This window comes from Ignavibacteriota bacterium (assembly GCA_016218045.1).
Taxonomy (GTDB): Bacteria; Bacteroidota; Ignavibacteria; order SZUA-365; family SZUA-365; genus JACRFB01.
The window spans coordinates 1-12,316 of sequence record JACRFB010000033.1; the positions used below are offsets into that span (position 1 = coordinate 1).

Annotated in this window: 11 protein-coding genes; 5 read left to right on the forward strand and 6 right to left on the reverse strand. The window is 59.8% G+C overall.

Annotated features, from left to right (window positions below; all coding sequences use genetic code 11):
* Positions 1-326: 326 nt before the first annotated feature.
* Positions 327-1,169 carry a class I SAM-dependent methyltransferase gene (locus tag HY962_09155; GenBank protein MBI5647092.1) on the reverse strand — a complete coding sequence of 281 codons (843 nt, stop codon included), beginning with the start codon at positions 1,167-1,169 and terminating at the stop codon, positions 327-329.
* 132 nt (positions 1,170-1,301) lie between these two features.
* Here HY962_09155 and HY962_09160 point away from each other — a divergent pair, with 132 nt between their 5' ends.
* From HY962_09160 to HY962_09175, 4 genes are all read left to right on the forward strand, one after another.
* Positions 1,302-1,700, forward strand: coding sequence for a hypothetical protein (locus HY962_09160; GenBank protein ID MBI5647093.1), 399 nt, complete (start codon positions 1,302-1,304; stop codon positions 1,698-1,700).
* 140 nt (positions 1,701-1,840) lie between these two features.
* Positions 1,841-2,875, forward strand: a complete 1,035-nt coding sequence (locus HY962_09165; GenBank protein MBI5647094.1) for a sigma-54-dependent Fis family transcriptional regulator — start codon at positions 1,841-1,843, stop codon at positions 2,873-2,875.
* Positions 2,876-3,039: 164 nt separating this feature from the next.
* Positions 3,040-3,285, forward strand: coding sequence for a hypothetical protein (locus HY962_09170; GenBank protein ID MBI5647095.1), 246 nt, complete (start codon positions 3,040-3,042; stop codon positions 3,283-3,285).
* 70 nt (positions 3,286-3,355) lie between these two features.
* Entirely contained in the window at positions 3,356-4,828 is a 1,473-nt protein-coding gene (locus HY962_09175; protein MBI5647096.1) for a T9SS type A sorting domain-containing protein, read from the forward strand.
* A 98-nt stretch (positions 4,829-4,926) separates the two neighbouring features.
* Here HY962_09175 and HY962_09180 read toward each other — a convergent pair whose 3' ends face one another.
* The 3 genes from HY962_09180 to HY962_09190 form a co-directional block, all read right to left on the reverse strand.
* The gene (locus tag HY962_09180; GenBank protein MBI5647097.1) at positions 4,927-5,412 is read right to left on the reverse strand and encodes a hypothetical protein; all 486 of its coding nucleotides are present in this window, start codon (positions 5,410-5,412) and stop codon (positions 4,927-4,929) included.
* A 183-nt stretch (positions 5,413-5,595) separates the two neighbouring features.
* Positions 5,596-6,315: an SDR family oxidoreductase gene (locus tag HY962_09185; protein ID MBI5647098.1), complete on the reverse strand. Its 720-nt coding sequence runs from the start codon at positions 6,313-6,315 to the stop codon at positions 5,596-5,598.
* Positions 6,316-6,433: 118 nt separating this feature from the next.
* Positions 6,434-6,895: a VOC family protein gene (locus tag HY962_09190; protein ID MBI5647099.1), complete on the reverse strand. Its 462-nt coding sequence runs from the start codon at positions 6,893-6,895 to the stop codon at positions 6,434-6,436.
* 960 nt (positions 6,896-7,855) lie between these two features.
* Here HY962_09190 and HY962_09195 point away from each other — a divergent pair.
* Positions 7,856-10,477 (forward strand): penicillin acylase family protein, encoded by a 2,622-nt coding sequence (locus HY962_09195; protein MBI5647100.1) that lies wholly within the window; start codon positions 7,856-7,858, stop codon positions 10,475-10,477.
* Positions 10,478-10,551: 74 nt separating this feature from the next.
* Here the strand turns inward: HY962_09195 and HY962_09200 are convergent, their stop codons facing one another.
* Positions 10,552-10,860 (reverse strand): hypothetical protein, encoded by a 309-nt coding sequence (locus HY962_09200; protein ID MBI5647101.1) that lies wholly within the window; start codon positions 10,858-10,860, stop codon positions 10,552-10,554.
* A 392-nt stretch (positions 10,861-11,252) separates the two neighbouring features.
* Positions 11,253-11,834: a hypothetical protein gene (locus HY962_09205; GenBank protein ID MBI5647102.1), complete on the reverse strand. Its 582-nt coding sequence runs from the start codon at positions 11,832-11,834 to the stop codon at positions 11,253-11,255.
* Positions 11,835-12,316 lie beyond the last annotated feature (482 nt).

Consider the following 12,316-nt stretch of genomic DNA (forward strand, 5'->3'; position numbering starts at 1 on the left):
AGACGTTCCCGAGACGTTCTGCAAGACGGAGCAATCCGAGTTTGTTCCCGATGAGTTTCTGTTGCGTGGTCATCGTCACACGGTCCTTTCATGTGGTGGTTGATGATACGCGTCTGTCAGATATTATCCTAACTTGTGCACATACTACGTGTTACCTGCCACGTTGCCACCTTGCCACTTTGCTACCTGCCACCTTGCCACGTTGCCACCTTGCCACTTTGCTACCTTCCACCTTGCCACGTTGCTCCCTTCCACCTTGCCACGTTGCTACCTTCCACCTTGCCACGTGTTACGTGTAACGTGCTAGATGTCGCGTGCCCCCGCAATCACCCGGGCTTAATCAGCAGGCGCGAGGTGTAGTCGATGCGGTGCATGAACATGCTGAGACCATGCGCGGCGATGTACTCGTCCACGGCCTTGCGCTGGCCGAGCCAGTGGCCGTAGTCGTCGATGATCAACACGCCGCCGGGTGCAAGCAGCGGAAAGAGAAACTCGAGTTCGTGTCTGGTGGATTCGTACCAATCGGTGTCGAGTCGCAGCAGCGCGATGCGGTCGGGCATGGTGCCGGGTATCGTCTCCTCGACGAGGCCCTTCACGAAGTGGATACGTTCGCGCGGATACCCCATGCGCAGCACATTTGTCTGCACGTCCTCGAGCGGCGACAGGCACCAGATGTTCGCCCCTTCGGCCCGGGTTGTCTCGCGCAATTCCTCCTCGGCGGGTTTGCCGTGCACCGACACGTCCTCCGCGCCGGGCGCGTTCATACCCTCGAAGGTGTCGTATAAAAAGACGTCCCGATCCGTTATTGCCTCCCGCTGCAGCGCGCGGATGATGGCCATCACCGAGCCGCCGCGCCACACGCCGCACTCGACGTAGGCGCCGTCGATGCCGTTGCGCACCGTGTACCGCACCGCCTCGATCAGCGCGTGCAGGCGGTCGTAGCCGGTCATTGTGAACGGCTTCACCTCGGCGCAGATCGCGCGGTGTCCTTCGTCGAAGTCCAGCGGGAACGGATGGTAGCGCACAAGGTCGACGCCGAATTTGCGCAGCAGCGGCCGCACCCCTTCGCTGATCGCGGCGGCGAGGCGGCGGCCGTAGCTCGTTTTTTCGATCCATGTATGGCGCGCGTGCGGGGCGGGGGCGTGTCGTTCTGCGGTGATATCGTCCATGAATAAAATGTACGCCGGGAGGGATTCGCATCCAATGTCGCTCACACGCCCGCCGCATTTGAATGCGTCACGCCGCATCCGTATCATGCGGCGCTTGTAGAAAGAATCGTCCTTTCGCCGGGAGTCTCACCCATGCGTTTCCTTCGTCACACGCTGCTGCCGATCCTGCTCGCCATGGCGTGGATCAGTGTCTCGGAATTTCTCCGCAACCAATTCCTCTTCGCGCGGCTCTGGGTGGACCATTACGCGGCGCGCGGACTCACCTTTCCCGCCGAAGCAATAAACGGCGCGCTGTGGGGTGTATGGGCGCTGGTATTCTCCGCGCTCCTGTACACGATCGCCCGAAAGTTCTCTTTTCTCCACACGGCTGTGATCGGTTGGATCGCGGGTTTTGTGCTCATGTGGCTGGTGATCGGCAACCTCGATGTGCTCCCCTTCGGAATTCTCTGGGCCGCTGTGCCATGGAGTTTGGCCGAGGCCGCGGGAGCGGCGTGGATCGTGTCGCGGCTCGGAGTACACAAGCATCGTTGACAGAAGCTCCCGGACCAGCGGAACCCGAGTTTCCGCTTCATCGTCCGTTCTTCCCTGATATTTCTCCTGGCGACAGTACAGCGACTGCCTGACCGACTCCGCGTGCATCCTTTTCGGAGCACTTGCATCCCATTTGTACAATGGCATTGTGGCATTCGCCGGATGCGGCGACAGGAGTGGTGAAGATGGAGAAAAAGGCAGGCAGGCGGGACGTGCTGCTCGTGACACAGAACGAGCGGATGCGCGGCATTCTGACACGCTTGGAAACAATTGCCGCATCGGACCGCACGGTGCTGCTCATCGGCGAAACCGGTGTGGGCAAGGAGATCTTTTCGGATTTTCTGCATTACAACAGCGCGCGCGCAGGGAAGTCGTTTGTCAAGATCGGACTCGCGAACGTGCCGACGGAACTGCTCGAAAGCGAACTCTTCGGCCATGAAAAGGGATCCTTCACCTCGGCGGAAGACGCGCGCAAAGGTCTCTTCGAAATCGCCACGGGCGGCACGGTGTTCCTCGACGACATCGACGATGTGCCTCTGCACATACAGAAAAAACTGCTGCGCGTGCTTGAGTCGCAGGAACTGATGCGCATCGGCGGCAGTGTCACCATCCCTATCGACATACGGCTCATCGCCGCCACAAAAGTGGATCTGAAAATCCTCGTCGATCAGGGACGCTTCCGCGCGGACCTCTACTACCGGCTCAACGTGATTCCCGTCGACATCCCGCCCTTGCGCGAGAGGGCCGACGACATTCCCCTGCTCGTGCAACACCTGCTCGACCGTTACGCGCCTGATGCACGTGTATCGTTTTCCGAAGACGCACTTGCCGCGATGCGGCGCTACGCGTGGCCCGGCAACATCCGTGAATTGCGCAACATCGTGCAGCGGTTGGCAGTGTTTGCCGACGACACCGTCGAGGTGGCCGATCTTCCCGCCGAAATACGAGGCGACACGCACTGCGAGAGCGGCACAGCCGAATGTGAACGCTGCTTCGCCGAAGGCGACATGTCGATGGATGAGGTGACGATGTGCCTCGAGAGTACGCTGATACGCAACGCACTGCGCGATCACGAGGGAAATGTTGCGCGCGCCGCGAAACTGCTCCGTATCCATCCCTCCACACTGCGCGACAAGATGCGCAAACACGGAATCCGTTCGGCGGACAAGGAGTAAGCGCACGGAAACCCGTGCCACGAGACACGGATTTCCGAACATGTCACATGGGCCGGAGCCTGTTCCGGTCCATATGAGCCGATTCGTCTCATGGCATGATGGTTGCAATTCTTCGCTGTGTGCGTGAGCACATCACCGAACAGCAACCATACACGACTTCCAACATGCCCTCGACCTGCACCTTCCGCTTCATCGGCGACGTTGTGGAAACATCCCACGACGGCGGACACTGCTTCGCCAAAATTTCCATCACGCAGATCTGCATCGAACTCCCGGCCGAGGATTGCGGCATGGTGCACCTCGGCGACACCGTCGCCTTCGAAACGGGAATCGAGACGCAGGACTGCCGCCGCATTCCCGGTATCACCGTCCTCGCGGGCGGAGGAACGGGTCTGCTGACACAGCGGTGACACCACGCGCCCTGCATCACGCGCCGCACCGTATCTCTTCGCTCACCCATCACAACGAGGAACACAGACGATGAAATCCCACCGATACGTCCTGCTCACGGCGCTGTTCGCCCTGGCCGCTTTCTCACACAGCGCCAGTGCGCAGAGCTACGTCCTCATCGGATGGAACGATCTCGGCATGCATTGCTCGAATCGCGACTTCTCGAAAATCGCCATACTGCCCCCGTACAACAACGTTCATGCGCAGCTCGTGTACAAGGGCGAAGGCGGTAAACCGGTGATGCTCACCACGGGGTACACCGTTAACTACGCCATCCCAGGCAACACCTTTTCCGTCGGTAAAACAAATTTCTGGACCTATGCGCAGACGCTGTTCGGGCTCGCAGCACCGCTACCTCCGAACGTGGGGTTGACGGGCAACGGACTCTCCGGCGGAATGAAAATCGAAGGAAACGGCTTCATCGCCACGGGCATTCCGGTTACGCCGTTTTCCGACAACGACCTCGTCAACGAAAAGCCCTATCAGCTCATACACCTCGAGGCGCGCGCGCTCAACAGCACCACGGTGCTCGCGAGCACCGACGTGGTGATCCCGGTCAGCCACGAGATCGGCTGCTTGAAATCGGGCTGCCACGTCTCCGAACAGGCCATACTGAACAAACACAGCAGCGTGAACGGCACGTTCAACCGCAACGGACCCGTGCTCTGCGCCTCGTGCCACGCGTCGAACGCGCTGGGCACGGTCGGTACAAAAAATGCGAAGTCGCTCTCCTTCCGCATCCACGACAAACACAAGTCGTTCATCGACGAAAGGGCGAAGACGAAGTCCACAAAACTCGCCGCCTGTTACAACTGCCATCCGGGCGCCAACACACGCTGCTATCGCGACGTCATGCTCACCGACGGCGAGAAGGTGTGTCAGGATTGCCACGGCTCGATGGCGACCATCGCGTCGTCGATCAGCGCGGGCCGCAGGCCCTGGCTCGACGAGCCCACGTGCAGGTCGTGCCACGGCAGCAGTTTCGGCGAACAGACCAACACGCTGTACCGCAATTCCAAGGGTCACGGCAATCTGTATTGTTCCGCGTGTCATGGCAGTCCGCACGCCATCACACCCACCACACAGCCCAACGACAATCTGCAGAACGTGCGTCTGCAGGGGAATGCGGGCACGCTGTCGAAGTGCACCGTGTGCCATACCACAAAGCCGACGGGTGCGGGACCACACGGAAAGTATTACAAAGACGGAGTGGCCGTCGAAGCGCCATCGGAGTTTGTGTTGCAGCAGGTGTATCCCAATCCTGTGACGGCCGGCGCCGCGGCACAGGCGATGGTCACCTACTCCCTGCCCGTGGACGCGCATGTCACACTCGACGTGTATGATTACGCTGGACGCGTGGTTTCGAAGGTGATCGATGCCGATGTGTCGGGCGGCGTACACGGGGCAACACTCGAGCTGGCCTCGCTACCGCCGGGTGTGTACTTCTGCACCATCACCGCAGGCACATACCACGCCGCAAACAAAATTGTGCTGACGCGGTAAACGGCATCCGGCACGCAGAACTCTTCCACGCACAACGCCCCGGCCGAACGACCGGGGCGTTGTGTATGAGGCACCGGGACCGCCGTGCGCGGCGGCGCTTATTTGATCGGCTTCAGACTCTCGTCGAGCTGACGGATCTCGTCGGAGTACTTCTCGAACTCGGCGCTGGTCCCGACCGCGCTGATCTCGAGGATTTTTGCCGTCGGAGTCACAACCATGCAATAGTAGATGATCACCGGCTGCCCGTCGCGCATGGTGGCCGTGCCTGCCACTTCCCACGAATCCATACCGTTCGACTTTGCCTGCGTCACTTCGCCAAGATTCACAGCGGTGAATTCCTTCTGCAAATCGGCCGTCACTTCTGCGATGGCGTTGTCGATCTGATGCGCTTCCATGACGGAAAGCGAGATCCCGAGTTCCTTGCCCGGTGTGTAGATCGTGAACGCCTCGTCGCCGGACTCGTAGAACCAGCCCGCGGGAATCGTGATCTCCACACCCGCGTCTTTATGCGCAAACGTTTCCTGCGCGTGAACCGTGAGGCCGGAGAGGCCAAGGAGGAATATCGCAACGAAAAGAGATTTCATTGTGTGCCCTGGATAAAAGGATATGTGGATGAGTGATGTCGCAATATACAGATCGCACGGCGTTTCCCCAACCGGCAACGGCGAATCCATTCCGCCGTTGTGCGAGACGACCGTGTACACTCCGACGGCACAGGGCACGGCAGAGGCACGCCGCGTGTGATCGTACTCCCCTGCCGGAGTGTTTCAGGCGCCGTAGATCACCGGCATACCGCCTTTCCACGTGTTCCAGAGTTTGTCGTCGTCGGTGAATGCGGCCAGACAGTGCGCGGTGTTGATACGGCTCGTGCGGCCGGGATGGAACAGCGCGCTGCTCGTGGGCGATGTGTGCAGTGTGTAGGGTGTCACGGCCTCGGTATTCACCAATGTGTCGGGACGCAGCACCACCCATTCCACACTCGGATGATCCGGTCCCACGGAGACACGCAGGACGTCGGACGCCGCCTCGTTGTCGGCATGTGGTGGCAGCGCGCGGCGCAGGAGGGCCAGCACACAGCGCTCGGCGAACGAACGCGGCTCGTCGAGATCACGATTGCTGTTGCCCGCCGTGTTCATAAGCACAAAACGTACGGGTCTGCCAGGGCGCAGCGACACCACCGCGTTGCACAGCCGCGATACGGCCTCTGTCACGAGACGGCGCGGCTTGCCGTAGATGCCCTTTAATGTCAGCGTGTGGCCGAGGCACAACACGATCGCGTCGCAGCCGCGCACATGTTCCGTGAGTGCCGGCAGGTCGAAATCCAAGATGGCGCCGGGGATGAGTGTGAGTCCGCCGCGCGCGCGCAGGGTGTCCGGGAGTGATTCGGGCCTGCGCAGCATGGCGCGCACAGTCTGTCCGCGGTCCAGCAACTGTTCCACTACCAGGCGCCCCGTTGCGCCGCTGGCACCCACCACGAGAGTTGTCATTCCTGCGGCTCCTGTTTATCCCACGAGGTTCGTAATCCTGGTCATACGGCGGGATGAGTGTCTAGTTGCGAATTGCCACGTTCACCCGGGGGCTGGTGCTGCCGGCTTGTGAGGTCCGTTACGCGGCATTGTAGGCCTGCTCCAGTGCCGCAACATCGAGCTTCACCATGGTCAGCATCGCCTCCATGACGGCCTGCACCTTTTTCGGATTCTCGTCGGCGATGAGTTCCATGAACCGCCGCGGAACGATTTGCCAGGTCAGGCCGAAGGGATCGGTGATCCATCCGCAGGCCGAGGGAGTTGCGCCGGCGCCGAGCAATGTGTTCCAGTATTCGTCCACCTCGTTCTGATCTTTGCAGTCCACAAAGAGCGAGAATCCCTCCGAGAATTTGAAGTGCGGCCCCCCGTTGTAACCCATAAAGGCCTGGCCGCCGACGACAAACTCGGCGGACGTGACCGGGCCGTCCTTCCCAGTGCGCGCCACGGCCTTGATTTCAGAATCGGGAAACGTTGCTGTATAAAATGCCATCGCGGCTTCGAGCTGGTCGTTGAACATGAGAAACGGTGTTACTTTCTTCATCGATGCATCTCCTGTGTGTGGGGTGGCCCGAACAATAGGAACTTCGTCGGTGGATAACAACCCTCGGATGCAGTCGCGCTGAGGGCGGCACAACGGTCGTTGCACGTAACACGTTTCCACGTTCCACGTAACACGTCGCACGTAATACGTCGCACGTTCAACGTTCTACGATCCACATGGCTACTTTCCACGTTGCTACGTTCGACAGAGCCCGGAGCGAAGCGGAGGGCGGCACCACGAGCCCGGAGCGAAGCGAAGGGCGACACAACGGTCGTTACACGTTGCCACGTTCCACGTAACACGTCGCACGTTCAACGTTCTACGATCCACGTGTCTACTTTCAACTTTGCTACTTTCTACGTGCTTGATACAGGCTGCAAATATCATGCACCGGAGTTATATCTGTGGTGTGTGATGGCCGATGTGTGGTGCCGACGTCTTACACCGCGGAACACACGTTGTGACCTGTAGAAAACATGTTGCGCCATTGTGTACGTTCAGTGAAATGATAGATGCAGGTCCGTGTACACAGTTCCACGTTTGGTAACCATTTCCTCAAGTCCCGCTACCGTTTTTGCATGTGCCGCCACACGTGTTCCACACCCGTGAAACAGAGTTCAACGTTCGGTCACCATCCTTCCATGCCGTGTCACCAATGTATGTTTTTCAATATCGTCGAAAACAGCGCGGAATCGCTATAATGATTGCGTGCTGGCAAGTATTATGTTGCGACAACCCTGGCTGCAAAAACGACATCTCTGCGCCTTCCCTCTTCATACTCCATACTCCGCGCCGCCCTCCACCCATTGCGTTCCTCAGCAACATCGCGTATTGTGCGGCTGATACATTCCTCGCCCGCATTCCAGAGGGTATTTCCGACAATATCGTCTTTTGTAACCGCCCGCCTCGTCATCCTGTCACTATGTAACATATCCCATGGACTTAGGAGCATCGACTCCCATGAAACTTTGTGCCGCTTTTCTGCTCTGCCTTGCCATTGTCCCACTCACCGCTGACGCGCAGAACAGGAGCGCGCGATTGTTGCGCGACCGCTACGGGGTGACACACGCCATCGGGGCCGCTGCCGGCGACACACTGGCACTGGAGGAAGCCGCGTTTTTTGGTGCGGGATATGCCGCCGCGCGCGACCGCCTGCTGCAGATGGTTCTGGCGCGCGCGTCGGTGCAAGGACGTCTGGCCGAAATACTCGGCGCGCGGGCCACGGCACAGGATCGCCGTATGCGCATACTCGGGCTCTACCAACAAGCGCGGTACTGCGCCACACAGCTCGGCGACACGGCGCGCCGCCTGCTGGACGCTTACGCGCGTGGTGTGAATGAATATATGGGGACACACCCGCAGCACATCTCGAATCTGGCTCTGTCCACGGCGATAATACCAGAACCATGGACGCCGGCCGACGGCATCGCCTGTTTCCTACGTATAGCCGAGTTCTTCGACCGCGGCTGGGCAGGCGAAGTGCAGGCGCAGAAGACGTTCGAAGCGATGCTGGGCAGCAAAACACGCGAGCAGGCCATCGCGGAACTGGAGGCCGGGCGGCGGCAGGTGGACGATAGCGCCGCCATTGTGACACGCGACGAGTACCAACGCTACAACGAGGAATTCGGCAAACTGTTCACCGGCTCCGGCGGGCACGCGTCGTTTCACAAGGGATCGGATGTAACGGAGGAATGGGAGCCGCCGAAGATGAGCCACAACTGGGTGCTCGCCGCGTCGCGATCCAGCTCCGGCTATCCCGTGCTGGAAGCCGATCCGCAGATCGCCGTACAATCGCCCGCCACCTGGTACGAACATCACATCGCAGGCGGCCGCTACAATGTGCGCGGCATCTCGCTGCCCGGCACTCCCGTCATGCTTCTGGGGTTTAACGCGCATTGCGGCTGGGGACTCACCGCGCTGGGGTCCGACAATGCCGACCTCTTCCAGGAACAACCCAAGCCGGGCAGCAGCACTGAATATGCATGGCAGGGCGGCTGGGAAACGATGAGCGAACGTGTGGAAACCATTCACGTACTCGGCGGGCAGGACGTGACCTTCACTGTGCGCGGCACACGGCACGGTCCGGTGGTGAACGACCTGCTCACGGGTGTGGACAGCGGCGACGTGTTTGCGCTGCAGTGGCTCGTGCTGAAGGAGCCCGCCACCACCATCGAGGGTCTGCTGAAAATGATGGCCGCGCGCGACTGGCCCTCCTTCGTGAAGGGGGTGGAAATGTATCAGTCGCCCGGCACACATCTCATCTATGCCGATAGGAACAAGACCATCGCCTACTACACGATGGCGCGTATCCCTCTGCGGGTTCACGACGCGGGCATCCCTTACCGCGGCTGGACAGGCGACGAGGAATGGCGCGGTGTTGTGCCGTTTGCCGAGATGCCGCGTATGCTGAATCCGCGCGCGGGTTTTATCAGCACCGCAAACAATGCGCCGGTGGGATCGTGGTATCCGTACGCCATCGGCGGCGGTCTTGGTGACAACGCGCGCAGCGCCCGCCTGAAGGAGTTACTCGAGGGCGGCGGTATGCTGGATCCCGCCGACGTACTCGCCATACACACCGACATGGTGGAGCCCATCGCGCGCGACTTTGCACGGTTCGCCATCATGGCTGTGGACGCCGAGAAGCCGAACAACCGCGACGCGGTGGCCGGCGCGGATTCGCTCCGCGGCTGGGACTACCGGCATAATACCAGCGCCTCGGTGTACCGTATGACATCGATCATCGGCACCACGATCAAACGCACGCTGCGCGGCACACCGCTCGAGCAGCGCTACCTCGGCAGCGACGCCGGACTGATACAACTCTTCCGCGATCTCGAGAAGTACGAGACCGAACACGGCGGACTCATGCCCGACGCCGACATACGCGCCTGGCTCATAACGCAGCTCGCAGACGTGTATCGCCGCAGTGGCATCGCGCGCGCGGGCGGTGCGGGTGTGACGGTGACACACGCAATGCCGTGGCAGGACAATCTCGAGAAACTCGGTTCCATGAATCCTGCCTACGACCGCGTCTCACCGCCGCTCACGTGTCCGGTCGTGGCAACGATTTGGTCGCAGACCGGCAACAGCTACTCGCAGTTCATCGACTTCGCCCAGGTGGATTCGTCGTTGTCGATACTGCCGCCGGGCAATTCCGAACTGCCGCGCAGCAGCCATTTCGACGACATGGTTCCCCTGTGGGTGGCGGGCGGTATGCATCCTGCGCCACTCTCACTGCCCGCGCTCGACGTGTTGAAAGAGGACGAGCTGATTGTGTACGACACACCTGACGGCATCGAAGGTACGGCGCGCGGCGAGGACGTCACACTCGGTGCGGCTTACCCCAATCCGACGTCCGGTGTGGTGCTCGTGCCTGTGGAAGTTGCGGCCGGTGCACAGATCACGCTCGACGTCCGTGACGTGCTGGGGCGTGTCGTGGCACGCGAATCCGTCGGGCACCGGCAGCCGGGCCGGCACACACTCACATGGTTTCCGCACAACGACCTGCCCGCGGGTATGTATGTAGTCACCATCTCCACAAGCACCACACAGCGCAGCACAGGCGTGCAGGTGCAGAGGTGAAACCCGGTCAGGTGTAAGGAACGCCGTCGGGCGCCAGGACCGCACCGCTCACACAGCGCTGGTGGAGAACAGTATCAGTCTTCGACGACCTGGGCCGAGTCCTCCCCTCGCGGGTGCAGGTACAGCATGTACACGTCGAGCAAGATGGGAACAAGCAGAATACCGCCAAGGACAGCGGTGACAGGATATACAATCGATACACCCGCGACCAGAGTTGCCAGCAACGGCGTGTCGAACATTTTCCACACGAACCACAGGAGAAGACCCAGGAATATCGCGAGGGAAACGATGTGATATGCTATACGCGACCGCCCCAACTGCCGCGCCTTGCGTGAATAATACGTTCGCGGCGTCTCGCGCGCAGCACGTGCGAAGTGCCGCAATTTCCATCTGAGATACACAACGGCAGCTACGCACCCGGCGAGAACGACCAAAAGGCATATCTGAGTTCCCGTACGCAGGTACGCAGGATACGTACTCGACGGGACGTACACGGAGAGATAGAACAGATGGAAAATCGACGAAATTGCTGCAGGAATAAAGCTCAGTCCAGCGATCGTATTTGCCGTCCTCATGCTGCGTTCGAAAAGTTCGGCTTCGTGTGTGTCCCGGGCGATATACGGGGCGGACCACGGTCCGCCGAAGCGCAAGAGTCGCGGCGCGGAGGATATTGTACCCTTTTCGGTCATATAATCACCGGCATACTAAGTGCGTTATATACTTTTGTGGAAACTCGTCGGTATGAGCATCGAGGGGACTCGTATACATACCCCCGTCAGCCGTCGTCTTCGGGGTGTGTGATCTCGAGCACGCGTGGATGGAGATACAGCATATAACAGGCGAGGATGGCGAAATAGAAGCATGCGAGAGAGAGGATCCCAGATAAAACAAACTGCAAGACGGAATGTTCGGCCTTCAGAGTGAGGAAAATAATGAACAGCGTGAGCATCGTATTGAGAACCAGTTGCAAGAGGAGCCCCGGTATTCCCCTGCGCCGGGCGAGGCGGGCGTAGTATAGACGAAGAGGTTCCTTCACAAGACGGGGATACTGGCGTATCTGTCGCAGGAACAGCACCAAGTGTATACAGGAAAACAGGATGGCGGTCCATATCAGCAGCATGAAAATCTCGAGCGATCCGAGGCCGATCCACTGTCGAGGTGCCTGAATCAGGAGAATAAGGACGACCATTGCCACACGATCCCATATAGACCAGTGTTTCATTCGACCCACAACGTGCTCGACCGCGGCTTCATCGGGAAGCAGATACGGTCGGATCCACGGACTCACCACGAGCATCCGATCCCCATTCCTCAGAGTGAAGACCTGTTCCACAGTACGGAATGAATACACCGACATTCTCCTCTCCAGTGTCTCGATCGCGGCACAATCGTCTTCCGCCGAATCATGCGAAGCCGAATCACACCGCCCCAGAATGTATCACAAATCTGAATTCAAAGCCACTTCAAACGATCCACGTTGCACGTTGTACGTTGCCACGTTACACGTTACACGTTACCCATGTCCACGTTGGTACGATCCACGTTTCTACTTTCCACGTTGCTACTTTCAACGGAGCCCGGAGCGAAGCGGAGGGCGACACGATGAGCCCGGCGCGAAGCGGAGGGCGACAAAACGGTCGTTACACGTTGACACGTGCCACGTAACACGTCGCACGTTCAACGTTCACCGCTCTACGTGGCTACGTTCCACGTTGCTACTTTCAACGGAGCCCGGAGCGAAGCGGAGGGCGACACGATGAGCCCGAGCGCAGCGAAGGGCGACACGATGAGCCCGGAGCGAAGCGGAGGGCGACACGATGAGCCCCAGCGCAGCGAAGG